This is a genomic window from Sorangium sp. So ce327 (assembly GCF_051530205.1).
Taxonomy (GTDB): Bacteria; Myxococcota_A; Polyangia; order Polyangiales; family Polyangiaceae; genus Sorangium; species Sorangium cellulosum_B.
In genome coordinates, this window is record NZ_CP150330.1 from 10912553 (window position 1) to 10938645 (window position 26093).

Here is a 26093-nt window from a genome sequence, read left to right on the forward strand (position 1 = left end):
TAATTTTTTCCTGTTCAATCATCTCTCTTGGCGTCTCATGGCGCCTCTTGGCGTCTTATGGCGTCCTCACGGCTTATTACTCATTTGAACAACGTGACCAGTGCTCTGGACCCCGTGAGGTCGCGAACTGGTACAGACGCGAGGTCAGACCGAACGGAACTTTTCGGTGACGCTCCCCTCGGAGAAGCGGGCATCGTGATGGCGCACCAGGTCGACGAGCGGGGGATGACAAATCTGTCCAAGGGGGCGACGACGATCTCGCCGTCTATTCACGCGGGTCGCAGCGGCAATAGAACAAGGAGGGTCGGACGCGGGCCGGCACTGGCTACAAGCGCGTTGGCGGCAAGATCATGTGGAACGCCGACAACTATCAAACGGGCGCCGCTACGCGAGGGATCGAGGCTGGGCCGGGCGGCTGGGCGCGTAGGCTCGAAGAAATGCGCGCACCCCCTCGACGAGGAGCTCTCGCATGCGGGCGTCATTCGGGGCGATCACCGGCCCGAACCCGTTGGCGGCGAGCAAGACGGTCAGCGCGATGAAATGATCGGCCGCCTGCCGGGGGTTCGGTGCGTCGAGCAGCCCTGCACGCGCAAATTCGGCGAACCGCTCCGCGATCGCCTCTTCCGGAGCGTTCATCATCCAGTGGTCGCGACCTCGCAGCTGCGACAGATGAGCGGACTCCATCGTCACCAGCCGCATGAGGGCAAGGTAGTCCACCGAGCCGAGCATCTCGGTCACGATCCGCGCCGAAAAGGTGATCAAGGCGTCCTCCAGGTCCGTGACGTGCGTCAAGGTGTCCTCGATAGCCCGTCGGGTCGCCGCCATGAGCAGATCACCTGTGGACTCGACGACGGCCAGCAAGAGAGCCTGTTTGTCGCCGAAATAGTCATACACCGTCCTCTTGGAGACGCCGGCGCGAGCGGCGACCGCATCGACGCTCGAGCGATCGAACCCGTCGGCCAGGAACAACTCCCGGGCCGCCACGAGGATGGCGGATCGCTTCTGCGCGGACCCTTCACGAAGAGCCTTTTGTGCGCCGGTGGAGGACATGCACCTCCAGGTATAGCCCATTTTGGCCTCTTTTTGCCCTGGCCTTTGTACACTACACCGTGTAGTGTAGTCGAGGTCAGAGCTCCCTGGGCCGAGTGGACCGCGGTCGGCAGCTGCTTGCCCTGCCTCGTGGCAGCGGGCGGGTCGCGCCGATCTCTCGCGGATGCGCCCTCCGCCGCTGCGAGCTCACACCGAAGGAAGGCGGACACATGGCGACTTCGCGGAACAAGAAGATCCTGATCTCCGGCGCGAGCATCGCCGGCCCCGTGCTCGCGTACTGGCTTCACAGGTACGGCTTCCAGGTCACGGTGGTGGAGAAGGCCGGCGCTGTGCGAAGCGGCGGCTACCCCATCGACATCCGGGGCACCGCGATCGACGTCGTGAAGCGCATGGGCGTGTTGTCGCGCATCGCGGCCGCGCACATCGACTCACGCAGAATCACGTTCGTCGACGGCGACGGCGCGCTCATCGGGTCGATCCGGCCCGAGGCGCTCACCGGCGGCAAGGAAGGCCGGGATCTGGAGCTGCCTCGCGGAGAGCTCACGACGGTGCTCTACGACGCCGTCCGAGATGACGTCGAATTCCGCTTCGGCGACTCCATCACCGCCTTGAACGAGCACGGCGGCGGCGTCGACGTGCGCTTCCAGAGCGGCCTGCAACGCCCCTTCGACCTGGTCATCGGCGCTGACGGATTGCATTCGAACACACGGCGGCTCGCCTTCGGGCCCGAGGCGCAGTACCACCGTTATCTCGGCTACTGCTTTGCGGGGTTCACCATCCCCAACACCCTCGGGTTCTCTCACGAGGCGTTCATCAGCAACACGCCCGGGAAGGCGGCCGTGCTGTTCGCGGCCGGCGACAGCGATCGCCTGCACGCCTTCCTGACCTTCGCCCGTCCCCAGCCTCCCTTCTCGGAGTTCGCCGACATCGAGGCGCAGCGAAGGTTGACCGCCAGTGTCTTCGCCGGCGCCCGCTGGGAAGTACCGCGGATGCTCGCCGCTCTGCAGGAGGCCACCGATGTCTTCTTCGACGTCGTCAGCCAGATCCGCATGCCTCGATGGTCGAAGGGGAGGGTCGCCCTCGTGGGAGACGCGGCCCACGCGCCGTCGTTCCTGTCGGGCCAAGGTACGAGCACCGCCATGGTCGGCGCCTATGTCCTGGCGGGGGAGCTGGCGACCCATTCCGACCCTGGCGCCGCCTTCGCCTCGTACGAGCGCGTCATGAGACCGTTCGTCGAGGTGAACCAGGCGCTCGCCGGCGGAGGCGCGGCCAGTCTGATCCCCGCCACATCGCGAGCGCTGTGGATCCGGAATCAAGCGCTCCGGGTGGCACCATGGCTGACGCGCACGGGGCTCCCCGGTCGCAAGGGCCGGAAGGCCTCGACGGCGCTCACCCTCCCCCTCTATGGCGTGCAGGCCCGAGGATAGCTCGCGATCGCACGTGCTAAAAAATTAGCACGCGTTGCTTGCTAAATTCTTAGCACCGGGCTACGGATGGACGTCATGCCGAAGCCGCCGCTCACGCGCCGAGAGCGCGAGATCATGGACATTTTGTACCGCCTGCGGCGCGCGAGCGCGCACGAGGTGAAGGACAACCTCGAGGATCCGCCGAGCTACTCCGCGGTCCGCGCGCTGCTGCGCCTGCTGGAGGAGCGCGGGCACGTCAAGCACGTGGAGGAAGGGCAACGCTACGTCTACACGCCGGTCACGGCCCCGAGCGAGGCTCGCAGGAGCGCGCTGGCGCAGGTCGTGCGGACGTTTTTTGGAGGCTCGGTCGAGCAAGCGGTCACCGCGCTCGTCGACACGTCGAAGTCCAAGCTATCTCGGGAAGAGCTGGATCGCATCGCCCAGGTGATCGAGCGCGCCAAGAAAGAAGGGGGTTGATAATGAGCCCGATCGAGATGAGCCCGCTGCCGTTCCTCGTCGATGCCGCGCGGGGCGCTGTGCTCCTCGGGCTCGCCCTCGCGGCGATGCCGCTGCTCCGCCGCGCGCCGGCCTCCACGCGCCGGCTCGTGCTGGTGCTCGGGCTCGCGGCCGCGGCGCTGGTGCCGGTCGCCTCGCGGCTCGTTCCGGCGTGGCGCGTGCTGCCGGTGGCCGAGCTTGGCGTCGCAGACGCGAGTAGACCCTTCGCCGAGCCCATCGGGGATGCCATTGCCCCACCCTCCGTCGAGTCCGTCTCCCACGCCGCGGCGCAGGCGCCGTCTACGCTAGTCGCCCCGGCAAAGCAGTCCTTTCCGTGGGGCCTGGTGCTCCTTGCCGGGTGGGCGCTCGGGGCATTTGCGGTGCTCGCTCGCCTGGCCCATGGCCTCGCCAAGGCGCGTGGGATCGCCCGGCGCGCGACCCCGCTCTCGTTTCCCGGGATCACGGCGACGCTCGGCGAAGCGCGCATGAAAGCCCGCGTGTGCGTCAGCTCCGAGATCGATGTGCCGGCGGTGACCGGGGTCTTTTCGGCGGTGGTGCTTGTGCCGCGGGAGGCGCTCGAGTGGAGCCAGGCGCGCTGGCGAGCCGTGCTGTTGCACGAGCTGGCGCACGTTCGGCAGCGCGATTGTCTTGCCCAGATCGTGGGGCAGCTCGCCTGTGCAATGCACTGGTTCAACCCGCTGGTGTGGCTCGCGGCGCGCAGGCTTCGCATGGAGCGCGAGCTGTCGGCGGACGAGCGAGTCCTGGCGAGCGGGGCGCGGCCGACCGAATATGCCGAGCACCTGCTGGCCATTGCGACGAGCGCGGCGCGGCTCCGTGAGGTGCCGGGCGGAGCGCTCGGGATGGCGGAGCCCTCGCAGCTCTTGGCGCGGGTCGAGGCCATCGTGCGACCGCGGGCGGGGTCGTTGTGCACGTCGGCGGCGCGGGGCGTTGCAATCACCGCGTCGGCTGCGGCGCTGCTCGGGGTGGTGGCGTGCGTCACCGCCGGCAAGGAAGGACCGGCCGCGGCCGTGGCGGCCAATCCGGCCAATCCGTCCGGGAAGTCGGAGCCTATCGCTCCTGCACCGGCGGGCGCGTCCGTTCCGACCGCTACCTCCGCCGTTGCCAGCGCCACGCCGGCCTCTCTGGCCCACCTGACCGCGGAGGTCGCCTCCGTGCTGGGCGCCCCGGCCGATCGCCTGGAGCTCACGATCGATCGCGACATCCAGGCGATCGTCGATGAAGAGATGAAGCGGATGGCGGACGAATGGCACCCTGTCACCGCCACGGCGATCGTGCTCGATCCGAAGACCGGCGAGGTGCTGGCCATCCATGATCCGAGCACCGCCGCGGCGCCGCGCATCAGCGGCTCGACCATCAAGTCGCTCACCGTCGCGGCCGCTCTCGACGAGGGGGCCATTGCGGTGACCGACCGGTTCTTCTGCGACAAGGGCGCGCGGAGCTATGGCAAGGAAGTCCTCCGCGACGCGAGCCCGAACGAGTGGCTCGACGTCCCGCAGATCCTCACGCTCTCATCGAACATCGGGGCCTCGCGGATCTTCGACAAGCTGGGCGGCGAGGCGCTCGGTCGCTGGCTCCGGCGCTTTCATTTCGGCGAGGCGATGCGCATCCAGCTCCGCGGCGCGCCGGTCGGCGAGGTCCCTCCGGTCATCGCGGACGGCTCGCTCCGCGGCGTGGCCCTGGCATCGGGCCATGGCGGCGCGATGGCCAGCCCGCTGCAGATGGCCGCCGCTTATGCCGCGATCGCCAATGACGGCGTGTTCAATGCGCCGACGCTCGCCCGGCGCGCCCGGGGCGCGGACGGCAGCGTCCGCTTCGAGCACCACGTGGAGAACGAGCGCGTGCTCCGCCCGGAGACGGCGCGGGCGGTGATGGGCATGCTGGAGCGCGCCGTGAGCGACGAGCAGGCGACGGGCAAAGCGGCGCGTGTGCAAGGGGTGCGGGTCGCCGGGAAGACCGGCACCACGGACGAGCGATCGGCGGCGGGCGAGCCGCGTAATTACGCGAGCTTCATCGGGGTCGCGCCGGCCGAGCAGCCGCGCTTCGTCATCCTCGTCGGCGCGGTGGTCGCCGCGGAGGACGCGACGGGCGGCAAGGTGGCGGGGCCGGTGTTCGCGCGCATCACCGCGCGGGCGCTCGGGCGCTGATCCAAGCGCGTCGAGGGCGCCCACGTCGAGGGGTACACACCCCCGCCCTTTCCCCGGCTACGCGAGCCGCTCCTCCCAGTCGATCCGGTAGGCGTGCGCGCGCTCCTGGGCGGCGGCGCCGATCCGCAAGAACAGCGGGAGCGCCCTGTCGCGGAGCCACCCCGCGACAGGCCCCGAGACCGCCTTGCGGCTGCCGTTGCGGCGCGCCTGGCGGACGATCGCCTCGACCCGCGGCCGCCGCAGCCGCTCGAACGCCGCGAACGCTCGCTCCGGCTCGGGCTCGTCCCGCAGGCACCTCGCGAGGAGCATCCCGTCCTCCATGGCGAGCGAAGCGCCCTGGCCGGCGTGCGGCGTCGCCGCGTGCGCCGCGTCCCCGATCAGGCAGACCCGGCCGGCGTGCCAGCGCGGCATCGTCAGGATGTCGTGCAGCAGCCACGGACCGAGCACCTCGGGCGTCGCGCGCACCACGTCGGCGATCCAGCCTGGATCTCCCTCGTGGAGCGCGAGGATGCGCTCGCGGAGCGGCCCCGGCGCGGCGGCGCCCTCCGGCGCGGGCTCCCCGCTGTTGTGGAACCACCAGACCTCGCCCTCCGGCGCCGCGAACGCGCCGAAGAACGCGCGGCGGCCAAAGACCATCACGCTCCAGCCAGGCGGAAGCGGCGCGCCGGGGCAGCGCGCGAAGCCGCCAAAATCGATGAGGCCGGTGTATCCCGGCGCCGGCGCGCCGGGCAGCGCCGCCGCCCGCGTGCGCGATCGGACGCCGTCGCACCCGATGAGCACGTCGCCGCGCGCCTCGCCGCCGCCCTCGAAGCGCGCCACGACCTCGCGCGGATCCGAGCAGTCCACCCCCTCGAGCCGCATGCCGTACCGGATCGCGACGCCCCGCCGGGCCGCCTCCTCCGCGAGCGCCGCGTGCAGCGCGCCGCGCCGGATCATCACGAGCCCCGCGCCGAACCGGCGCGCCGCGTCGCGCTGATCGATCACGCCGATGCGCCGCCCGCGGGCGTTCTCGAACCGGATCCCGTCGCACACAGCGCCCCGCGCCTGCACCGCGCGCGCGACGCCCAGATCCGCGAGCACGTTCATCCCGTTCGGCGCGACGCCCAGGAACGCGCCCTCCTGCTCCAGGGGGGCCGCGCGCGCCTCGAAGATCGTCGCCTCCACGCCGATGCGCTGAAGAAACATCCCGAGCACCGGGCCCGCGATGCCCCCGCCGACGACAACCACCCGCCGCACACCTCGCTGTGTCATCTCGCCACCTCCAGCCTCGATTCCTGGCCAGCATGGGTGGGACTGACGCTCATTGCCAGTGATGATTCGTGATGGTAATCGTCACCAACCGTGAACTTGTCGACGCTCGATCTCAACCTGCTGCTCGTCCTGCACGCGGTGCTCGAGGAGCGGAGCGCGGCGCGGGCCGCGCGGCGGCTCCGCGTCACGCCGTCGGCGGTGAGCAACTCGCTCGCGCGGCTGCGCGCGCAGCTCGGCGACCCGCTGGTCGTGCGCAGCGGGCGCGGCCTCGTCCCCACGCCCCGCGCGCAGCAGATCGCGCCGCGGCTCCGGGCCGCGTTCGGCGAGATCACGGGCGCGATCGAGGGGGATCGCGCGTTCGACCCGCGGGCGACCACGCGCGCGTTCACGCTCGCGCTCTCGGACCTCGACCAGATCTGCAGCCTGCCGGCGATCGCGCGCGCGGCCGCGGCCGAGATGCCGCGCGCGACCCTCCGCGTGGTGAGCGTCGACCACCTCGAGGCGACCGGGGGGCTCGGCGGCGGCGACGTCGACGCGACCATCGCGCCCGCGCACCCGCTCCCGCCGGGCCACCACGCCGCGGACCTCTTCGAGCAGGACAGCGTGTTCGTGGTCCGCCGCGGTCACCCGTGCGCCCGCCGCCGGCTCACGCGCGAGGCGTTCAACTCGCTGCGCCACATCGACATCCACATCGCGCTCGGGCGCGGCGGCATTGGCAACCGCGCCGCCGTGGAGGCGCTCGCGGCCCAAGGGCTGCACCGCGAGATCGCCGCCGCCGTCCCGACCTTCTCCGCCGCCGCGGTCATCGCCGCGAACACCGACCTCGTCGCCGCCATGCCGCGCCGCATCGCCGAGGCGCTCGCTCGCCTCGCGCCGCTCACCCTCCTCGAGCCGCCCGTGGCCGCGCTCGTCTTCCGCATGCAGCTCGTCTGGCACGAGCGGACCCACGAGGACGAGGGCGCCCGCTGCTTCCGGGAGCTCGTCATCGCCGCGCTCCGCGACGGCCCGCGCGCGCGCGGCCGCACGGCGGAGGGCACGAGGAAGAAGCCGAGTGGACCTCGGGATTCGCGGCCTACGTCCCGCTCACCGACGAGGCGATGATGCGGGCGCTCGGAAGGCCGCGGGTCACCGGCAGGGCCACCGGCCGCCGTCGAGGTCGAGCGGCATCTCCATGCTGTTGAAGCCCCAGGCGTTCGCCTGTTCGCAGAAGAGCGACCTGTCGGTCATGTGACCGGAGAACGGATCGTCGTACTCCACCTCGAACACGGCCTTGCCGTTCGCCAGGAAGGAATCGACGAGGAGCTCGCACTCTTCATACTCGAAGCACTGCTCGTTCAGCGTCCAGTCGAAGTACGGCCACAGGTCCGCCGCCTGCTCGATGTCGCCCTTGAGCCCCACGGACAGGCCCACCGAGTGGGCGAGATCCGCGATGAACACGTTGTAGGCGAGCTGGTCTCCATAGCTGAGGGGGAACCCGGAGTCGTTGGCGTAACCGTCGACCTCGTCGGGCTCGATGGCGTCGAAGCCCTTGTCCTTGCAGACCTGGAACCGGGCCAGCATGATCGGCCTGAGGACATCGATCTGCCGGATGTCGAGCCAGAACGAGCCCTCCCAGTGGTAGTCCGGGTTGCCTTTGACCGACTCCGGGAAGTCGCCGGCGTCTGGCCGATAGTCCTCGAACGCGCCGACGTCGACGTAGCAGATGACCTTGGCGCCCTTCGCGTGCAGCGCGGCCACCGTCTCGGCCGGCGTGAACTCCCAGTCGAGGTCGTAGACCGTGGGAGGCGGCGAATCGATGGGCGCTCCCGTGGGATCGACCAGGCCCATGTCCCTGGGGTCGTTCAGGTCCAGGGGGTGGTCGATCATCCAGTGCCACGACGTCTCGAGCGCCGGGATCCAGACGCCGGGGCCCCCGCCGGCGGTTGTCGATGAGGCAGACGCCGATGAGGTGGACGTCGACGCCGGCGTGCCCGAGCTCTGGGGCGAGCCCCCTGCCCCGCCCGGATCCACGCCAGCGTCGCTGCACGCGGCGGGCACCGCCGCGAGGACGAAGATCAACGACTTGACCACCGCGGGCCACGATCGATTCATGAGGACGCCTCGTCAAGAAAGTTGCCAGTGGACGAACCTTGAGCTCGCAAAGCTTCGCAGGCATCACTTCCACCGATCGATGTCCCGGCAGGCTACAGGCAAACCATGCTGGGTCAACTTTTCCAGGAGGGATGCGGATCGCGTCTGGATTCAGCCCCTGTCCTCGCCACGGCACCTCGCGCGCGCGCGCTGGTACTCCGGCCGCGCGGCGATCCGCTCCTGGTAGGCGACGAGCTCGTCGGGCAGCGTCTTGCCGAGCGCGCCGCGATAGATTCCGATCGCGGTGCTCACGGAGATGTCGGCGAGCGTGAGGCGCTCGCCGGCGAGAAAAGGCATGTTGCCGAGCGTGGTGGCCGTGAAGCGCAAGGCCTTCTCGATGCTTGCCTCGTGCGCGCGGACCGACCAGTTGCGCTTGTCCGCCTCCGGCGCGCCGAAATGTGCTGTCAGCAGGGCATTGACGGCTGCCCCGAGGGTCGCTTCGCCGAACACGGCCATTTGCAGCACGCGCGCGAGCGCCGGATCGCCCTTGCCGGGCAGGAGGGGCGTGGGCCCGTAGTGCTGCGCCACGTAGAGCATCATCGCGACGGACTCGTGGATCGCCACGCCGCCCTCATCCTCGAGGAACGGCACGGTGCCGAGCGGGTGCAGCGCGAGGTAGGCTTCGCTCGGCGGAAACGAGACCATCTCGACCTGGTAGGGCAAACCCATCTCTTCGCACTGCCACATCACGCGCTGGCCGCGGGCCCCGCGCGCGAAGTTGTAGACCTTGATCATCGGTGGTCTCCTTGCTCGCGATCCATGGAAACGTATAGCTCATCGGTCGAGCGACGCCGGGCTCGCGAGCAGCGCGCGCGCGCGGCGGTCGCGCAACCAGAGCCCCGCCCAGAGGAGCGCGGCGATGTAGATCGGAAAGAGCGTGTGGCTGAAGAGCGGGCTCCCGACCCGCACGTGGATCGCGATCGCGCCGCCCAGGTAACCGGTCCACAGGATCGCGCCGAGCACGGCGGTGCGCGGGATCAGGTACGTGACCAGGCAAGCGATCTGAAGGTAGCCGAGCGTGGGGACGAGGCTGACCGGGAATCCGAGCTGGGCCGTGGCTGCATCCGCGGGGAATAGCTGCAGCACCTTCACCGCGGCATCGAACGTCAGAAACAGCACGCCCAGCCCGCTCAGGACGCGTCCCGCCCACAGCGCTCGCCTGGACGGCGCCGCGCCGGGCGCTGCGACGCTGGCCGGCGCCTCGGCCCGGGGCCCGGTGGTGAGATCCTGGTCACGATGATGGATGCTGGTGGAGATCGCGGTCATGGGTGCCTCCGTGCTGGGATTCACCCCGTAGACCCCCGGCCTCACCAGGAATCATCGGTCGCCGGAAAAAAAACCGCCGCGCCGCCGCTGACCGGGCGCCCGGCCCGGCGGACGCGCCGGAACGGCGCCTGCGGTGACGCCGGAAGAGCGCCGCGGCCATGCAGGAAGATCGAGCGGCAGGCCGAACCGCGGACAATTCGGCCGCACTTCAGTCGCCCGAGGCAACCCACCACAGGCACGCATCTTGCCTCGCAGTGCACCGTCGCCGTCCGAAGCCCATCAACGGGGGTACGTAGTCATGCAGCGGCGGCCTATCTCCGGAGATGCGCAGATCGCCTGCGGCACATCGCGACCTATCCACGGGAATACGAAGATATGCTACAAGATGCCGCGACTCATCCGCGAGAATACGGTGATCGGGCACCACGGTTCGCAGCCTACATGCAAAACGCGAACAGATGTCGCGCAGCACAGCTGATTGCGACGCTGGGAGGCAATACATCGAGGTACTCCCGCTTGAGGGTTCACACGAATCGCACCTTCGGCACCAAGCTCCGTAAAGAAGGAAAGATCCATCAATGAGCTCCTTGCCGCCGCACCGCCGCATCGATCTCGCCGGGCTGCACGCGTACGCCGACCGTGAGAGTGTCTACCCGGGCGAGCGTATCAAGTTCTACGTGAGCAGCCATACGCCGTACGACATCGAGATCCGGAGGCTCGGTACGGTGGTCGGCGATCGCGGCAGCGACACGATCGTCGCGACACAGGCGCAGCCCAGGCCCATGCAACAACCGGTTTATCCGGGGTCGTACATCCACGCGATCGGCCTCCAGCCGGGCTTCGTGGTGAACCAGATCACCATCGAATGTTGGGTCCGGCCCACGGTGGCGGGCGCTTGGACCGGGCTCGTCACGCAGCACGATTACCCGTCGGCGTGCAGCTTCGGGCTCTTCCTCGACCCGACGCTCACACCGTACTTCTACCTCGGTGATGGAGCCGCGTGGCAGCAGGCCGGCGACTGCGCTGCGCGCCTGTGTCTCACGCCGGGCACGTGGCACCACGTCGTAGGTACCTGGGATGGCCGCACGCGCTGCCTCTACGTCGACGGGCAGCGCAGCGCAGCCAACGGTTTCACTGGATACGTCGCCGGTGGTGTGAGTCCGATCCGGCTGGGCGCGTACGGGAACAACGGCGTTGCGGATCAGTTCCTCGACGGCGATCTCGCGATGCCCGTCATCTACACCGAGGCGCTCACCGCCTCCGAGGTCCTCGGCCGGTTCAACGATCGGGGTCGGACCCCTCCGGCGCGTCCCGCGTTCGGCTGCTGGCCGCTCGACCATCGTGAAGGCGTTCTCGCGCCGGACATCTCCGACGATGCTCGCCACGGGACGATGATCAACAACGGGACGTGGAACATCGGCGGTCCTTCGTTCGCCGAGGCGAAAGTCACGCAGTTCAGCGCGTACGATCCTTACGCCGACCCCGATCGGGGGAGCTCGGTGCGCTTCGCGCGCGATGATCTCCACGATTGCGGGTGGACCGCGACTGACACCGTCGTTATCCCCGCGAACGCACGCCCCGGCCTCTACGGCGCGCGATTTCGGGGCGCGAGCGGCGAGACATGGGTGTCATTCGTGGTGCGCGCGCCCCGCACGCGACCGCGGCCGCGCGTCGTTGTCCTCGCGAACACGCACACCTGGCGTGCGTACAATACGAATCCGTTCGGCGGCGAAGGCGGTGACGTTCCGCAGCACAGCTGCTACGCGCCCCATCGGGGTGGTCAACCCGGCTTCCAGCTCGGCCTGCGCATCCCTCTGCCAGCGGCGGCGCCGGACACGATCGCGTACGGTGCCGGGTACCACCATCTGGTGCGCGCGGAGCACTTCACGCACGCATGGCTCGAGGCACAGCGCTATGATTACGACGTGATCGCGGACTCGGATCTGGATCGCGAGGGGCAGCGGGCGCTCGCAGGCGCCTCGCTCCTCGTCCTCGCAGGTCATGCCGAATACTGGACCACGCGAATGTTCGACACCGTCGACGCGTGGCTGACCAGCGGCGGCTGCCTCATGTCGCTCACGGGGAATGCGGCCTGGTGGACCGTCGCGTACGATCGCGATCGGTCAATCCTGGAGTGCCGCAAGGTGGGTCCCGGCCTCGGGACATCCACGGACCGATGGGGCGAGAGCTGGCACGCCGCCGACGGGCAACGCGGAGGGCTGCTGCGCGATCGCGGTCGGTCGTGGTCGAGCCTCTCGGGGCTCATGTTCCTCGCGTACACCGAGGCGGCGAGCTCCGCGGATTTCGCGCCCTACACGGTAGTCGACGGCGCGCACCCGTTGTTTCATCAGCCGCTCGAGACCGGCCTACGCGCGGGCGACAAACTCGGCACCGGGACGCTGGCCGCCGTCGGGCACGAATACGACGTCACGATCGCCACGTTACTGCCACTGCGGCAGGCTCCGGTGCCCTACGGTGCCGCCGAGCCCACACCGGAGCCGGGCATCGAGGTGCTCGCGACCTCGACGTTGCCGTGCTCGCGCGCGTTCGACTATTTCGGGCAGATCCTTCACACGACGGATGGCCAGGAGAGAGGCGCGACGAGCCAGGGCGGCGAGCTGATCTACTGGGAGCGTCCGCGCGGGGGGCGCGTGTTCAACGCCGGATCCGTCAACGCCGGCTCGGCGCTCTGGAGCGACCCCGCGTTCGCAGCGCTCGTCGCCAACGCGCTCGCGCGCTTTGGCATTGTGAGCGCCGGGAACGAGCCGCCGGACAACATGCCGTAGATCGGCGCTACCTGATGCGGGGCAGCGGAGGTGACATGCACGAGAAGGCGATAGTTCGAGCCTCAGCTTCGTCGTACCGGTCGCCCTCCATCGATACGTGGCGACTCGTTCACGGAGGTCTCCCAGGACCGCGAGGCAATCCATGAGCATGTATTATTCTCATCTGCTCGTCCCGCTCGATCCGAGCTTGGCCTTCAAGGCGGAGGCGATGACGGCGTTTCTCGAAGCCGCGATGAGCGCTGGGTTCGTCGGGAAGGACCCCGAGCGGTTTGTGCGGACGGACCCCGAGCCCGTTGGGTCCTTCGTGTTCACGATGTCGCGCGGGATGCCCAAGGCCGGCAAGTACCGCGGGCGCAATCCGGGCTCGTGGCGGCGTCCCGACTCCGCGGAGGAGCTCTGCCATTCTCTGGAGAATGATGACAACGTTCAAGCCACGATCTGGAGCGAGCTCCGACCAAAGCGGCCGCCTCTGCTTGCGCTCGAAGCGCTCCAAGGCGGGGCGCGGATCGACATGACGCAGGCGCAGTTCGACGACGTCTACTACGTCGCGATCACATGCCATCGTACCCAGGTGCCCGTGTCGATGTCCGAAGGCCGCGACGCCGAGGACGCGGCGCTCGATTTCGGAGCGCGCGTGGATCTCGGGGACGTTCCGCCGGTTGCTATCGCCAGTTACCCCTACAAGGCCGGGCACATGGAGATCGCCGGAATCGCTGCCGCTCGTTCATGGGTGAGCATCACCTTTGGCAACTACGTTTTTCCGCCTGCCCGGCTCTTCGAAGACCTGTTCTCGCGCGAGGGAGGTCTTCCCTTTGCTGTGCCCGACTTCACGGCGCTCGCCGAGCGATGCCTCGGCTGCGCTCTTCGCCAGACGTGCCATTTCTGCTGACGTGCCTCCCCGTGTCCAGCGATCCGGCTCCGCAGCTGCCCAGCCAGCGGCAGCAGCCGACGCCGCTACGCGGCTGAGCCGCAGGTCGTTCGGCAGACGGGCTCGGTGCTCAGCGAGCTCTGCCCGAAGACGCTGACGGGCGTAAGCAACGGCCCCGCGAAGCCAGGCTCCTCACCGCCGGCGGACGGGGTGGATCCTGCTACGGGCCGTGCGGCCCCCGGGCCGTGGAGTTGCTTCGCCCGGCCGAGGCGGGCGGAGCTTGAAGGGACGGCGGAGGGATGGCATGCTCTCCGTGCCGACGTCGAACGGAGAACCTCATGGAAAGGCGAACCCTCGAACAGCTTGAGGCGGCGCTCGATGCTGTCAGCAGAGATCTCTCCCCACGCGTCGAGGAGCTCGCGCAGAAGAGCACCGAAGGCGCGCTCACCCCGGAGGAGCAAAGGGAGTATGCAGAGATCGTCCGCTTGAACGACAGGCTCAGCCTCCTCAAGCTCGAGGCCGAGGAGTTCTGGACGATGCGCGCGGCTTCGTGACGCTCTCGAACGATGTGCGGGAGACCGTACAGCGGCGCGCCCAGGGTGTGTGTGAGTACTGCCGGCTTCCTCAAGAAGCTTCAATCCTCCCCCATCAAGTCGATCACATCATCGGGAGGCAGCATCGTGGCTCCGACGATATTGCCAATCTGTGCCTCTGCTGCATCCATTGCAATCTGAAGAAGGGTCCTAACATCGCCTCCATCGATCCAACGACTGGGATCCTCGTGGCGTTGTATCATCCCAGGTGTCACTCTTGGCGCGAGCACTTCACGGTCGCGATTGAGGGTACGCTTCAAGGGCTGACGGCCGAGGGGCGCGCCACAGTCCAGCTTCTGGACATGAATGGCGAGGACCGAGTTCGCCTGCGTGCATTGCTATTGCGCCGAAACCGGTACCCGTGAGCCGGCGCAGCGGCACGTGCCGAACACGCCCCTGGTGCCGGCGGCACTCCGCGCCGCGGCACACCGGCAAGACGTTGGGCATGTAATGTAACTGGCGTCCCATCCGACCCACGAGGTCGCGCGGCGTCAGCTCCGAGGGTTCGGAACGATCATCTCCTTCGATGTCCGAGGTGGCGCCGACGCGGCCAACGCGGTCTGCGCCTACCTCGGACTCATTCAGCATGCCACGAGCCTCGGCGCGGTGGAGTCTACGATCGAGCGGCGGGCAGCGATCCCTGGGCAGGAGCATCTCCCGCCTTCTTTGCTCCGGCTCAGCGTTGGCATCGAGGACGTCGAGGACCTCTGGGCCGACCTGGATCAAGCGCTGCGACGGACAGGGAGTGAGCCCTCGGTGGCTTCCGCACCTCAGGAGCCTTGACCCTGGGCATCTTCCCTTGACTACGCCTGACAAGCCGATGAAGCTGACGGGCGTTTCGCACCCGCAGCTTGTCGCCGCGTTGGGCCGGCAGATGAGACGATCTCGGAGAACAACATGAGCCCCGACGTGCTCGCCATGTGCAGCTGGCCCGACCTCCCGTCGAGGTATGCAACAGCGCTCCGCGCGGTCGTCGCGTTTGTATTCGAGACCTTCGAGCCGCGGGCGATCGTCGCCGCGGGGTCGGTCGTCCGCGGCGCAGGTGATCGAAGCAGTGATCTCGACATCTTCGTCGTACAGGAGCGTCCGTACAAGCAGCGTCTACAGCGGTGGTTCGGCGACGTTCCGGTCGAGATCTTCGTCAACCCGGCACGCGCAATTCGAGCGTACTTCGCCAGCGAGCACGAGCGCGGTCGCCCCTCCGCGGCGCACATGATTGCCACCGGCTTCCCTGTGTTCGGCGGCCAGGCGATCGACGGCCTCCGGGAGGAGGCCGCCGAGTGGCTGAAGAAGCGCGCCGTGCTCACTCCGGATGAGGACGCGTTCGCTCGTTATTCAGCGGCGACACTCCTGGAAGACGGCGAGGACGTCGTGGAGCGCGATCCCGCCATGGCCAGCGCGTTGCTCGGCGAGGCGGTCATGGAGATGCTCCGGTACCACCTCCGCGCCGAGCGCGGGACGGTGCCGGGGAACAAGCACCTGCTGCTCGAGGTCGAGCGCAGCGACCGTGAAGTCGCCGAGGCGGCGCGTCGCTTCTTCGGGGTCTCCACGATCGAGGAGCGCCAGCTCGCAGCGCGAGCCCTGGCTGACCGCACCATCCGCGCACGGGGCTTCTTCGAGTGGGATTCCGAGAGGGTCCCCGTGCCGGACGACTGACACGGAGCGCCGCCCGACGAGGGCTTGCTGACCGACACGCGGGTACGCTGCGCTCCCCACACGCGGCGGAAGCCGCGTCCGCTCTCCAATGCGTCGTAGCGTCGATTTCCATGGTACTCTTTCCTGTCCCCTGAACGCAGCCTCCACCCTCCAGAGGAGCATCGCAATGTCGAAGGTCGTCGCAATCATGTCCATGTCGCTCGACGGCTACGTCGCCGACCTCAACGATGGCGTGGCCGAGGTGTTCGACTGGTACGCCAACTCGGGGGACGTCGAGATCCACACCGGAGGGTCGGATCCCATGACGTTCAAGGTGTCCGGGCCGAGCGCCGAGCACCTTCGCGGTCTCACGTCCGAACTCGGTGCCATGCTCACCGGTCGACGCACGTTCAACTTCGCCCAGGGCTGGGGCGGAAATCACGCCTGGGGACCGGCATTCGTGCTCACCCACCACATCCCCGCCGGATGGCCGCGACCCAACTCGACTGTCCACTTCGTGACCGACGGCATCGAGAGCGCCGTGAGCCAGGCCAAAGCCGCCGCCGCCGGGAAGTCCGTCGGGGTCCACGGCGCCGACACCATCCAGCAGTGCCTGAATGCTGGGCTCCTCGACGAAATCCACGTCGACATCGCGGCGGTTCTTCTTGGCTCCGGAGTTCGGCTCTTTGACCACCTCGCCCGCACGCCAGCCGTCCTTGGCAACCCGACGGTGATCGCGGGCGTCGGCGTCACACACCTGCGCTACCCGGTACGCAAGGCGTAGTCCTGCGGGCCAGGGCTGTCGAATGGGCGACGGGAGACATCACACGTGCGAAGCTGCGGCAGGCAGGGACAGTTCCATGACGACCTGGATCAGCGGAGTCTGCGAGACGAACGGCATCACCATCCACTACCTCCGGACGGGAGGCGCCAAGGTTCCCGTCGTCCTGCTCCATGGATTGATGGGGAGCGGCGCCTGCTGGACTCCCCTGGCGCGGGCGCTCGAAGGTGAATTCGACGTCGTCATGCCCGACGCCCGCGGGCACGGCGGTTCGAGCGCGCCGCAGCACGGATACCGGTACGACGATCACGCGAGCGACGTCGTGGGCCTCATCCGAGGCCTTTCGCTCTCTCGTCCGGTTCTGCTTGGCCACTCGATGGGCGGCATGACCGCCGCGGTGGTGGCGAGCCGAGGGGCGGGGATCCTCCGCGGCCTCGTCCTTGTCGACCCGACGTTCTTGAGCCCCGAGCGCCAGCGCGAGGTGTGCGACAGCGACGTCGCCGAGCAACACCGCCAGGTCCTCGCCTTGCAGAAGTCTGACCTCGTTGCGCGGGCTCGAGCCCGACAGCCGCACCGCTCGCCCGAGATCATCGAGCTCCAGGCCGAGGCGAGGCTGAAGACCCGGATGGACGCGTTCGACGTCCTCACGCCGCCCAACCCCGCGTATCGCGACGTGGTGAGCGCGATTGACGTCCCGAGCCTGCTCGTCATCGGTGACGACAGCCCCGTCGTCACGCTCGAGATGGCAACGGAGCTGCGAGGTCTCAACCCACGCGTACGAATCGAACAGGTACAGGACGCCGGGCACGGCCTTCCGTTTCAACAACCCGAGCGCCTGGGAGAGGTGGTCCTGTCGTTCTTGCGTGAGCTGGCATAGCTGCAGCGGTCACTCCGGCTCGCCCTCGGCGAGCACGACGGGCTCGGCGTTCTCGGTCAGGACGCCGCGCCCGTGCCACAGCATCAGCACCGCATAGAGCGCCGCGAGCACGCGAAAGCCGCTGAACAGGCCGAAGCGCTGGCCGAGCGAGCCGCCCGCCACCGCGCCGATCAGGCCCCCGGCCGGTCCCGAGAGCGAGAACAGGCCGCCCACCCGGCCGCGGCCGAGCTCGGCGGTGAGCGCCGCGAAGCGATTGACGCTCGTGAGGTGCTGCACGCCCAGCCCGAGCCCGAGCAGGACCGCCCCGATCCACAGCGACGCGACGCCGAGGGGGAAAGCGAGCAGGAGCTCGGTCGCGAGCAGCAGCGAGAAGGCGATCGCGTAGCGCGCAGCGTCGCGCAGCGGCGACAGGGCACCCCCGGCGAGGAGCAGGGTCAGCACGAACACGGCGCCCTGGAGGGTCACGAGGGTCGCGGCCTGGGGCACCGAGAGGTGAAACTCGCGGATCCCGATCAACACAACGAACACGGCGAAGTAGGACATCGCCATCTGACCACACAGCTCAATGAGCATGCTCTGGCGCAGCTCGCGGCGAGACAGGATGATCCCGACCTGCCCGCGCAGGCGCTCGAGGAGCGGCGTGGCCGAGCGCCCGCGGCCGGGAGGAGCCCCGGAGAGCACGCGATCGCCGACGAAGACCGTCGCCAGCAGCCCGAGCCCGGTCACAACGAACACGCCGGTGTAGCCGAGCAGGCCGAGGAGCTGCGCGCCAAGCATCGGGCCCACGAAGAACATGCCGAGCGCGTGGGACGCGCGCTGCCAGCCTGCCTTGCGCGGGCCAAGGCGAGGAAGCAGGTGAAGGAACTCGGTCTGGGTCGCGACCATGCGAAACGGGTTGAGCAGCCCGAAGAGGACCACGCCCGCGATGAGCTGCCAGGGCCGATCCATGTGGGTGAAGCCGAGCAGGTACAGCGCCGCGCCCGCGAGGCCGCCGAAGCGGAACAGCGGCCGGCTGCCGTGGCGGTCGATCAAGCCTCCGACCGGCATCGAGAGCAGCAGCATGCCCGTGAACTGCAGGCCGCCGACCAGGCCGATCTGCCAGGGGGAGGCGTGGAGCGAGGCGGCATACAGCGGCAAGACCACCTTGGCCACGCCGTTGCTCGAGCCCGCGAGCAGGCCGAGCACCATGAAGCCGAGGAGATAACGCTGGGGGAGAGGCGGCGAAGGTGTCATCACGCGAACCGAGGCGAGCGGCCGGTCGATCGGCGCGTTCGTCCGCCGTGCCGAATCGGGTGGTGCTGCCGCGCGGGCGCCTTGCAAACCACGCTCCCGAGCCGGAGCAGGCCCCTGGCGACCGCCTCGCCGCCCCTGGCGCCACGGCAGGAGGCCGGCGCCAGCCCACGGCCCGCCGCCTGCTGCTCCAGCAGCACACGCGCAGCACGCGCCCGCTGCTGGCGCAGCAAGGACGCATCGATCTTCATGAGCGCTCCGCCCAGCTCAGCTGTCGAACGGGGCGCCCTCCAGCAGGGCGCTGGCGTCGAAGGGCTGAAAACCCGGCACGTAGCGGCGGCCGTAGTCCGCGAGGAAATTGCCGGCCGTTGTGTGGGGCTTCCGCTCCACGACGCCGCAGAGGGCGCGCCGCAGCTCCTGCTTCATCTCGAGCCGCGGATAGGCCCTCAGGATCTGCTCGACCGCTCCGCGCGGCAGCGCCTCTAGCCCGAGGCCGCCGTAATCGATCGCGATCCCGAGATGGGCGACGGCGACCTCCGGCTCCTTGTGCGGGGCGATGCCCAGGCTGGTGTGCAGCGCGATGGCGTCCCACACGAGGGACGCCTTCTCCCGGGGCAGGCCGCGGTCGACGAGAAAGGCGCGGGCGGCGTTGGCGCCGTCGACCTCGAAGCGCTCGGGGCCGGCGAAGCGCTCGGTCAGGCCGAGGTCGTGAAGCACCACGGAGAGGTAGAGCAGCTCGCGGTCGAGGGCGATGCCGCGCTGCCGGGCCGCGAGCTCGCCGAAGTAGTACGAGCGCATCACGTGGTGGAAGAGGTAAGGGGCCGAGACCTCGCGCGCGAGCACGGTCGCGTCATGGGCAAGGCGCGTGTCAGGGGCGTGGATTCCGGCGATCTCTGGGGTCATGGCGGGGGCTCCTGTCTGCCGGCGAAGGCCAAGCTCCAGGAGGGTGCGCGCTCGCCGGCGGGGCGCCCCGCCGAACTGCGGTCATTTCCTGCCAGGCGCGCGGGCGTTCCCGGAGAAGCGCTCCCGGTACTCGAGCGGTCCCACGCCGAGCCGGCGCAGGAAGGCGCGGCGCAGGTTCTGCTCGTCGCCGAAGCCGCACTGGTGGGCGATCCGCTTGAGCGGGAGGTCGGTGCCGGCGACGGCCTGGCAGGCGGCCTCGAGGCGCATGGCCGCGACCACCTTCGCCGGCGTCTCCCCGAGCGCGGCCGTGTACGCGCGCGCGAAGGTGCGCGGGCTCATCCCCGCCTGCGCGGCCAGGCGCTCGACGCGCAGATCGCCGGCGAGGCGGTCCGCCATCCAGGCATGCAGGTCGGCGAAGGTGCCGCCCTCGGCGGCCTGCGCCGCGAGCGGCGCGCTGAACTGCGACTGCCCGCCAGGCCGCTTGAGGAACACGACGAGCTGCCGGGCGACCGCCATCGCCGCGCGGTGCCCGAGGTCCTCCTCGATGAGCGCGAGGGCGAGGTCGATGCCGGCGGTGATACCGGCCGAGGTCCAGATCGAGCCGTCGCGCAGGTAGACGGAGTCCGCGTCGACGCGGACGCGCGGGTGGCGCTCCGCGAGGAGCGGCGCGGAGCGCCAGTGGGTCGCCGCGCGGCGACCGTCGAGCAGGCCCGCGGCGGCGAGCAGGAAGGCGCCCGTGCACACGGCGCAGGTGCGGCGCACGCGCGGCGCGCGGCGGGCGAGCCAGGCGACGAGATCAGGCGGCACGGCCGGGGCCTCCGGCGGCCCGCTGCCCGGCACGATCAGGGTGTCGATGGCCTCGCCGTCGAGCGCCGCGAGCGGCTCGGCACAGACCGCGAGCCCGGTCGTGGTGCGCGCCGGCCCGCCGGCCGTCGAGGCGACGATCGCGCGATAAGGCGGAGGCGCGCCCGGCGCGCGCAAGGTGGTCGCCACGGTGAAGGCCTCGAGAGGCCCGGCGAGATCGAGCAGCGCGACGCCCTCGAAGGCGAGCAGGACGACGAGGCGGGGCTGGGTGAAGCTCGCTGGCATGAGGGGACAGGGAGATAGATCAAGACGGGCCAGACGGGAGCGCAGCAGAGCGGGAATGCGCTCGACCTCGCCGCCGACTGCGCCACGACGCTCCCGCCGTGCCCATCGCCGACCGGGCGCTGATCGGCGGCCCGGCTTTCCTGGTGATCTCCGCAGGAGTCAGGGCGAGGGCGGAGACGTCAGCCCGGCCTGACGCGCTTGGCCGCAGGCCGGCTCGTGCAGCGGGCGATCCACGCGTTCACGTTCGCGAAAGGCGAGAGGTCCACGCCGAAGCGGGCCAGGAACGGCAGCGCCGTCACGAGCGACACGTCGGCGAACGAGAACTGGTTGCCCACGAGGTACTCCTTGCCCTCGAGCGCGCGGTCGAGGATCTCGATCCCGTTCGCGAGGTCCTGCTTCGCGCCCTCGGCTACCTTGGGGTTGCGCTCGTCGGCGGGGAAGCGCTCCATGGTGTTGCGCAGGAGCCGCGTCGTCGCCTCGAACAGCGTGACGTTGCCCCAGGCCATCCACTTGAACGCCTCGGCGCGATCGGCGTTGAGCGGCGGGAAGAGGCCCTTGTCCACGCCGAAGCGCTCGCCGAGGTAGAGCAGGATCGCGAGCCCCTCGAAGATGGGCTTCCCATCCACGACCAGCAGCGGAACCTTGCCGTTCGGGTTGAGCGCGAGGTACTCGGGCTTGCGCTGATCTCCCGCCGCAAGGTCGAGCTTGACCTTCTCGTAGGGGACGCCGAGCTCCTCGAGCGCCCAGTGCACCCGGTCTGCGCTCGTCATGGGGGCGTAATAGAATGTGAGGTCTGACATGCGGCGAGCAGAGCCCCGCCGCGCGCGAGGCGCAAGGGGGCTTCGTCCGTCGCGCATGAGCTCGCGCTCGGTGGATGGCGCTCCACCTGGAGGACGTCACGCCCGAGGCGCCGTGACCTGACCGAGGTTGGCCACGCTGCCCTGAAATCCGGATTCGTCGCCAGCTGACCGCGACGCCATCCGTACGCACGGCGCAACTCCTGTGGAGCAGCCAGAGTTCAACGCAAAGGCGCAAAGGCGCAAAGGCGCAGGACGATGGAGAGGGCTCGTGGGCGACGTCGAAGCGCTCGTATGCGGTGACCGTATCACGGTGCCGCGGCGAGCTCGTCGCCGTGCGTCGCCTGCACATGGAACGTCTCTTGCGGAATCGAGCTCGTTGCGCCGGGCATCGCCGCTCGCCCGAGGTGCATCGGGCCGGGGGACGAGATGGAGCGCGTCTCGATCTCACCGCCGGTCAAGGTCGAATGAGCGCGGAGAATCGCCATGAAAATCGATCGACGTTTCACGTTCGCATTCGCCTTCATGATCTCCTGTCTTGCCGGGGCGTCCGTTGTCGGCTGCAGCGCCGGCGCCGGGACGATGGAGGACGACTTCGAGGTGAACTCCGACCCCCAGGCGGGCCTGCTCGCGCGAGTCGACTACGACGGGGGTGGGTACGTGGAGTTTCTGCGAAATGAAGAGGGGGGCGTCTTCATCGGATCCGTCTTCGAGAAGACAGGGTTCGATCCGCTGCGCGGGATCCAGATCAGCCGCTTTCTGCCGAGCGAGCTGTTCACGCACCTGACGAATCGCCCGGCGCCGCCGGACCTCATCGCCTCGGAACGCGGAGGCGACCTTCTGTCGAACCCGGAGGCCCTGGCGACGCAAGGGCAGCCGAACGGCGCAGGTGACCGCGGACCGGGGCGCGCCGAAGAGCTCGGTACGGCGGCGTCGGCGTTCTCGGCGGCGGACTTCTCCGCGCGCTTCTGCACATCCGGGACCGACCACTGTATCCTGGGTGGCTCTGGTAACCGGAGCATCAGCAGCGGTGGACGCGCCAAGACGACAGAGGGGCACGCGGACGTCCTGAGTGGCTCGCTCCGGCTCCGCGTTCTCCGGAAGAGGATCGTCGGCCGCGATGAGACGCTGGGTAACTACAGCGGCGGCGAAGGCGTCCTGCTCCGCTTCTCCGAGTCGACCCCGGGCATCAACCGGGTGATGCGCGTGATCGTGGACCAGGCCGAGACCGCCTCGTACCACCTGGCGATCAACTTCTCGGACTGACGACCCGAGGTGAGGCTGTTACCGCGCCCAGGCCGCGGCGGTGACGACCCGGAGCCCGGGCGCGCGTTCTCGTCCGCCTGCCCGGGCACGATCGTTCAGCTCGACCTCAGCCCGGTCGTGAACGATGACCGGGAGCGTCACCGGAGCCGCGCGCGGGCGTCACGAAAGACGTCCTCGGCCGGTCGCTACGCGGGCGGGTGCCAGCCCACCTCGGCCCAGCGCCGGCGTGCGGCGACGATCGTCGCGCGGTTCATCCGGAGCGCGATGACCGTTGCTCTACCCGATGGAGTCGCGCCCTCTACCCTGGTTACGTCGACGCTCCACGTGAAGTGATCGGTCCAGCGATGGTGGCGCGGGTTGAAGAGCGGCCGCTGGGGCAGCCATCACGAACGCGAATCGACGGGAGAGGACGAGTTGCGCTTGGCTGCCCATCGCAGCAGCGTGTCCAGCGCCGGGCAGAGCGCTTGTCCCCAGTCGGTGAGCCCGTGCTCGACCCGGGGCGGCACCTCGGGGTGCGTGACGCGCCAGATCATCCCGTCGCGCTCCATCTGCCGGAGCTGCTGGATCAGCATCTTCTGCGAGATGCCAGGGATGGCGCGCTCGAGCTCCGAGAAGCGCTGCACCTTCCCTCCGAAGAGGCGGAAGAGGATCACCAGCTTCCAGCGCCCCTTGAGGAGCTCGAGGGCCTGCTCGACACGCTCGGCGGCGATCTCGGGAGTCGCCGGCTCGTCGTACTCACCTCCAGGTGCGTACCCCACCTTTTCGTGCGTTCTTGCCACCCGATGAGCCTAGCCCAACTTTGCGCGCGAGGGGGCCCACGCGCCGGGCCGCGCGTCATCGTCCCTCAGGAGGAGTCACCGCCCATGCAAGTACCTGAACCGCTCGCAGGGGACGTCGCCGCGCAGAACGCGCGGAGCGTCGATGCCATGCACGCCTACTCCCGAAGATTCTCGCTCGATCCCGAGGAGTTCGCCGGCAAGCGCGTGCTCGTCACAGGCGGCACCAAGGGGGCGGGCGAGGCCATCGTCCGCCGCCTCGGCGCCGGGGGCGCCGTGACGGCGACCACGGCGCGCTCTGCGCTCCCAGAAGGCCAGTCGCCGAACGTCTTCGTACAGGCCGACCTCGCCACGGCAGCAGGGGTGGACGCCGTCGTCCGCGCGGTCCTGGGCGAGCTTGGCGGGATCGACATCCTGGTCCACACCGTCGGCGGCTCCTCTGCGCCGGGCGGCGGCTTCGCGTCGCTCACCGAGGACATCTGGCACGACGAGCTGTCGCTCAACCTCATGGCCGCCGTGCGCCTCGATCGCGCGCTCCTCCCGCACATGATCGCGCGAGGCGCGGGGGTCGTCCTCCACGTTTCGTCCATCCAGCGCCGGCTCCCTCTCCACGACGCGACGATCGCGTACGCGTCGGCGAAAGCCGCGCTGTCCACGTACAGCGAGGCGCTCTCCAAGGAGCTGGGACCGAAGGGCGTCCGCGTGAACTCGATCGCCCCGGGATGGATCCGCACGACGGCAGCCGAGGCCCTGGTGAAGCGCCTTGCCGACGACGCCGGTACGGATGAGGACACGGCCCGGCAGGGCATCATGAACGCGCTCGGTGGTATCCCCATCGGGCGTCCCGCATGGCCCGAAGAGGTCGCGGAGCTCGTCGCATTCCTTGCCTCCGACAGGGCTGCGTCCATGCACGGGAGCGAGTACCTGATCGACGGGGGCACTGTGCCCACCGTTTGACGGCAAACACCGGACCCACTCGGCACAACCGAGATGAGGCGGGGGCGCCATCCTCCAGCCTGAGCCGCCGCTGCCGGAGGCTTGCGGAGCAGCCGGCCGGCGCGATGCGCTGGGGCTGGCGGCTGGATGCGCAGGGGCGCAGCGCCGGCGGGGCGCAGTGTGCTTCTCGTGCGCGGGCCGAGGGTGGCTGGTCGTGGTAGAGCCCATCCCCGACGTGAACGGCGCGAGCGATCGCCCGTCTGCGTCAGACGATGCACCTGGACCGCCGGCGTCCGCGCTCGATCGCGGGCGGCTCGGCTCGAAGGAGTGACGAATGCAGATCGGAATCATCGGCGCCGGCGCGATCGGCGGGTCGCTGGCGAAGCTGTTGGGGAAGCTCGGTCACCAGGTCGTGATCGCGAACTCGCGCGGGCCGGACACGCTCCGCGAGCTTGCCGCCGAGAGCGGGGCCACCCCCGTCACGGCCGCGGAGGCCGCGCGCGGCGGCGAGATCGTGGTCGTCACGATCCCCCAGCGCGCGGTCGTGGACCTGCCGAAGGATCTCTTCGCCGGCGTGCCCGCCGACGTGGTCGTGATCGACACCAACAACTACTACCCGGTCCGCGACGGCAGCATCCCGGCCATCGAGGCGGGGCAGGTCGAGAGCGCGTGGGTCGCCGAGCAGATCGGGCGGCCGGTGGTCAAGGCGTTCAACAACATCTACTTCGAGAGCCTGCTCACGAAGGGCAAGCCGAAGGGCACGCCGGGGCGCGTCGCGCTCCCGATCGCGGGGGATCCGCCGGAAGCGCGGGCGAAGGTCATGCGTCTCGTCGACGAGCTCGGCTTCGATGCGGTCGACGCGGGCGGCCTCGAGGACTCGTGGCGCCAGCAGCCGGGGACCCCCGGCTACATCCACGACCTCGACGCGCCTCGGCTGAAGGAGGCGCTCGCCGCGGCCGAGCGGAGCCGCATCCCCGAGTACCGCAAGGCCTCGGACGACTGGCTGCGATCGCTCATCGCGTCACAGAGCCCGAGCTGATCCGAGCGCGAGCGGAATCGTCGGCCGCAGCGGCGGCCTCGAGGACACAGGTTCCTCAGGCTGATCCAAGCGTCGCTGATGCAGCGAATCTTCCCGAGCCTGCCTTCACCGGCTGGGCTTCAGAGCAATAGCGATGACAGTGCTGTTCGCTGGAACCATTCCGACCGGTTGAAATCAAAGTGAACCCAGGATCCGACAACCAGCTCCTCTCCGCTGGCGCGGACCTTGACTTTTCGCCGTCGACTGAACTCGACCTCATCGTAGGAGCTCGGCCCGAGAGCGAAGATATCGAAAAAGTCAGTGACCATGGGCTGCCTTTGCTTCCTCGATGAACTCCAGTGCTTTCCGCATCCGCTCGACTCTCTCGGTGGGAGTCAAGCGTAGGTTCTCGGCGATGAGCGATGCATCAATGCCAGAGGGGACTCTCTCGAGTATCCGCTGATCCCAGCTCTTCTCGACGTCAGAGGGTTCAGCCGCTGTTCGTTCGGTGTGGCGATCGTGCATCGGCGTCGGGCTCCTGATCCCCTGTACCACGGTGGTGATCCCCGACGATGGCGAGCGAGCATGGCTCCCGAGGCCGGCCGGCTGTCGTCTCCCTGAGCGCGTACGCCAGTCGCAGTCCTCCCGCCTTGGACGTCGCAGCGGCCGGGTGGTTCCCACCGCCCGACCGCGCGAGCGCCTGTCTCGCGCGCCATCCAGGTCGAGATCGCACGTCGCGCTCACGATCGTTCAGCTCGACCTCAGCCCGGTCGTG

General features: G+C 69.3%; 25 protein-coding genes and 1 pseudogene. 15 read left to right on the forward strand and 11 right to left on the reverse strand.

Going from position 1 to position 26093, the window contains the following annotated elements:
* Window positions 1-384: 384 nt before the first annotated feature.
* Window positions 385-1050 carry a TetR/AcrR family transcriptional regulator gene (locus WME95_RS40810; RefSeq protein ID WP_437904668.1) on the reverse strand — a complete coding sequence of 222 codons (666 nt, stop codon included), beginning with the start codon at window positions 1048-1050 and terminating at the stop codon, window positions 385-387.
* Between the two features lie 209 nt (window positions 1051-1259).
* Between WME95_RS40810 and WME95_RS40815 the strand changes: the two genes are divergently transcribed.
* The 3 genes from WME95_RS40815 to WME95_RS40825 all read left to right on the forward strand — a co-directional run bounded on the left by WME95_RS40815 (window position 1260) and on the right by WME95_RS40825 (window position 5116).
* Complete coding sequence (locus tag WME95_RS40815) at window positions 1260-2477, forward strand: FAD-dependent monooxygenase (RefSeq protein WP_437904669.1); 1218 nt, start codon at window positions 1260-1262, stop codon at window positions 2475-2477.
* A 75-nt stretch (window positions 2478-2552) separates the two neighbouring features.
* Entirely contained in the window at window positions 2553-2933 is a 381-nt protein-coding gene (locus WME95_RS40820; RefSeq protein ID WP_437904670.1) for a BlaI/MecI/CopY family transcriptional regulator, read from the forward strand.
* A gap of 2 nt (window positions 2934-2935) precedes the next feature.
* Window positions 2936-5116 (forward strand): penicillin-binding transpeptidase domain-containing protein, encoded by a 2181-nt coding sequence (locus tag WME95_RS40825; protein ID WP_437904671.1) that lies wholly within the window; start codon window positions 2936-2938, stop codon window positions 5114-5116.
* Window positions 5117-5173: 57 nt separating this feature from the next.
* On the opposite strand, the gene WME95_RS40830 is transcribed toward WME95_RS40825, so the two are convergent.
* The gene (locus WME95_RS40830; RefSeq protein ID WP_437904672.1) at window positions 5174-6367 is read right to left on the reverse strand and encodes an FAD-dependent oxidoreductase; all 1194 of its coding nucleotides are present in this window, start codon (window positions 6365-6367) and stop codon (window positions 5174-5176) included.
* A gap of 90 nt (window positions 6368-6457) precedes the next feature.
* Between WME95_RS40830 and WME95_RS40835 the strand changes: the two genes are divergently transcribed.
* The gene (locus tag WME95_RS40835) at window positions 6458-7468 is read left to right on the forward strand and encodes a LysR family transcriptional regulator (protein ID WP_437904673.1); all 1011 of its coding nucleotides are present in this window, start codon (window positions 6458-6460) and stop codon (window positions 7466-7468) included.
* Window positions 7469-7492: 24 nt separating this feature from the next.
* On the opposite strand, the gene WME95_RS40840 is transcribed toward WME95_RS40835, so the two are convergent.
* The 3 genes from WME95_RS40840 to WME95_RS40850 all read right to left on the reverse strand — a co-directional run bounded on the left by WME95_RS40840 (window position 7493) and on the right by WME95_RS40850 (window position 9763).
* On the reverse strand, window positions 7493-8458 hold the full coding sequence (locus WME95_RS40840; RefSeq protein WP_437904674.1) for an endo alpha-1,4 polygalactosaminidase: 966 nt from the start codon (window positions 8456-8458) through the stop codon (window positions 7493-7495).
* 150 nt (window positions 8459-8608) lie between these two features.
* The gene (locus tag WME95_RS40845) at window positions 8609-9232 is read right to left on the reverse strand and encodes a glutathione S-transferase family protein (RefSeq protein WP_437904675.1); all 624 of its coding nucleotides are present in this window, start codon (window positions 9230-9232) and stop codon (window positions 8609-8611) included.
* A gap of 39 nt (window positions 9233-9271) precedes the next feature.
* On the reverse strand, window positions 9272-9763 hold the full coding sequence (locus WME95_RS40850; RefSeq protein ID WP_437545582.1) for a DoxX family protein: 492 nt from the start codon (window positions 9761-9763) through the stop codon (window positions 9272-9274).
* A gap of 578 nt (window positions 9764-10341) precedes the next feature.
* On the opposite strand from WME95_RS40850, the gene WME95_RS40855 reads away from it, so the two are divergent.
* From WME95_RS40855 to WME95_RS40890, 8 genes and pseudogenes are all read left to right on the forward strand, one after another.
* Window positions 10342-12549 carry a N,N-dimethylformamidase beta subunit family domain-containing protein gene (locus tag WME95_RS40855; RefSeq protein ID WP_437904676.1) on the forward strand — a complete coding sequence of 736 codons (2208 nt, stop codon included), beginning with the start codon at window positions 10342-10344 and terminating at the stop codon, window positions 12547-12549.
* Between the two features lie 325 nt (window positions 12550-12874).
* Window positions 12875-13438 (forward strand): hypothetical protein, encoded by a 564-nt coding sequence (locus WME95_RS40860; protein ID WP_437904677.1) that lies wholly within the window; start codon window positions 12875-12877, stop codon window positions 13436-13438.
* Window positions 13439-13755: 317 nt separating this feature from the next.
* Window positions 13756-13971 (forward strand): hypothetical protein, encoded by a 216-nt coding sequence (locus tag WME95_RS40865; protein ID WP_437741843.1) that lies wholly within the window; start codon window positions 13756-13758, stop codon window positions 13969-13971.
* A 47-nt stretch (window positions 13972-14018) separates the two neighbouring features.
* Entirely contained in the window at window positions 14019-14375 is a 357-nt protein-coding gene (locus WME95_RS40870) for an HNH endonuclease (protein WP_437911077.1), read from the forward strand.
* Between the two features lie 91 nt (window positions 14376-14466).
* Window positions 14467-14793, forward strand: a pseudogene (locus WME95_RS40875) (PLP-dependent transferase); the annotation flags it as partial.
* Window positions 14794-14907: 114 nt separating this feature from the next.
* The gene (locus tag WME95_RS40880) at window positions 14908-15666 is read left to right on the forward strand and encodes a nucleotidyltransferase domain-containing protein (RefSeq protein WP_437904678.1); all 759 of its coding nucleotides are present in this window, start codon (window positions 14908-14910) and stop codon (window positions 15664-15666) included.
* A gap of 166 nt (window positions 15667-15832) precedes the next feature.
* Window positions 15833-16429: a dihydrofolate reductase family protein gene (locus WME95_RS40885; protein ID WP_437904679.1), complete on the forward strand. Its 597-nt coding sequence runs from the start codon at window positions 15833-15835 to the stop codon at window positions 16427-16429.
* Between the two features lie 76 nt (window positions 16430-16505).
* Entirely contained in the window at window positions 16506-17303 is a 798-nt protein-coding gene (locus tag WME95_RS40890) for an alpha/beta fold hydrolase (RefSeq protein WP_437904680.1), read from the forward strand.
* 9 nt (window positions 17304-17312) lie between these two features.
* Here the strand turns inward: WME95_RS40890 and WME95_RS40895 are convergent, their stop codons facing one another.
* The 5 genes from WME95_RS40895 to WME95_RS40915 all read right to left on the reverse strand — a co-directional run bounded on the left by WME95_RS40895 (window position 17313) and on the right by WME95_RS40915 (window position 21810).
* Window positions 17313-18536: an MFS transporter gene (locus WME95_RS40895; protein ID WP_437904681.1), complete on the reverse strand. Its 1224-nt coding sequence runs from the start codon at window positions 18534-18536 to the stop codon at window positions 17313-17315.
* Window positions 18537-18800: 264 nt separating this feature from the next.
* Window positions 18801-19436 (reverse strand): HD domain-containing protein, encoded by a 636-nt coding sequence (locus tag WME95_RS40900; protein WP_437904682.1) that lies wholly within the window; start codon window positions 19434-19436, stop codon window positions 18801-18803.
* An 81-nt stretch (window positions 19437-19517) separates the two neighbouring features.
* Entirely contained in the window at window positions 19518-20525 is a 1008-nt protein-coding gene (locus WME95_RS40905; RefSeq protein WP_437904683.1) for a GlxA family transcriptional regulator, read from the reverse strand.
* A gap of 179 nt (window positions 20526-20704) precedes the next feature.
* Window positions 20705-21325, reverse strand: coding sequence for a glutathione S-transferase family protein (locus tag WME95_RS40910; RefSeq protein ID WP_437904684.1), 621 nt, complete (start codon window positions 21323-21325; stop codon window positions 20705-20707).
* Window positions 21326-21630: 305 nt separating this feature from the next.
* The gene (locus WME95_RS40915) at window positions 21631-21810 is read right to left on the reverse strand and encodes a hypothetical protein (protein WP_437904685.1); all 180 of its coding nucleotides are present in this window, start codon (window positions 21808-21810) and stop codon (window positions 21631-21633) included.
* On the opposite strand from WME95_RS40915, the gene WME95_RS40920 reads away from it, so the two are divergent.
* Window positions 21809-22588 carry a hypothetical protein gene (locus tag WME95_RS40920; protein WP_437904686.1) on the forward strand — a complete coding sequence of 260 codons (780 nt, stop codon included), beginning with the start codon at window positions 21809-21811 and terminating at the stop codon, window positions 22586-22588. The genes WME95_RS40915 and WME95_RS40920 overlap by 2 nt on opposite strands.
* Window positions 22589-22971: 383 nt before the next feature.
* Here the strand turns inward: WME95_RS40920 and WME95_RS40925 are convergent, their stop codons facing one another.
* Window positions 22972-23367: a winged helix-turn-helix transcriptional regulator gene (locus WME95_RS40925; protein WP_437904687.1), complete on the reverse strand. Its 396-nt coding sequence runs from the start codon at window positions 23365-23367 to the stop codon at window positions 22972-22974.
* Window positions 23368-23514: 147 nt separating this feature from the next.
* Here WME95_RS40925 and WME95_RS40930 point away from each other — a divergent pair, with 147 nt between their 5' ends.
* Both WME95_RS40930 and WME95_RS40935 read left to right on the forward strand, forming a co-directional pair.
* The gene (locus tag WME95_RS40930; RefSeq protein ID WP_437911078.1) at window positions 23515-24321 is read left to right on the forward strand and encodes an SDR family oxidoreductase; all 807 of its coding nucleotides are present in this window, start codon (window positions 23515-23517) and stop codon (window positions 24319-24321) included.
* A gap of 313 nt (window positions 24322-24634) precedes the next feature.
* A complete protein-coding gene (locus WME95_RS40935) occupies window positions 24635-25339 on the forward strand; it encodes an NADPH-dependent F420 reductase (protein WP_437904688.1) in 705 nt (234 codons plus the stop codon).
* The last annotated feature ends 754 nt before the right edge of the window (window positions 25340-26093 follow it).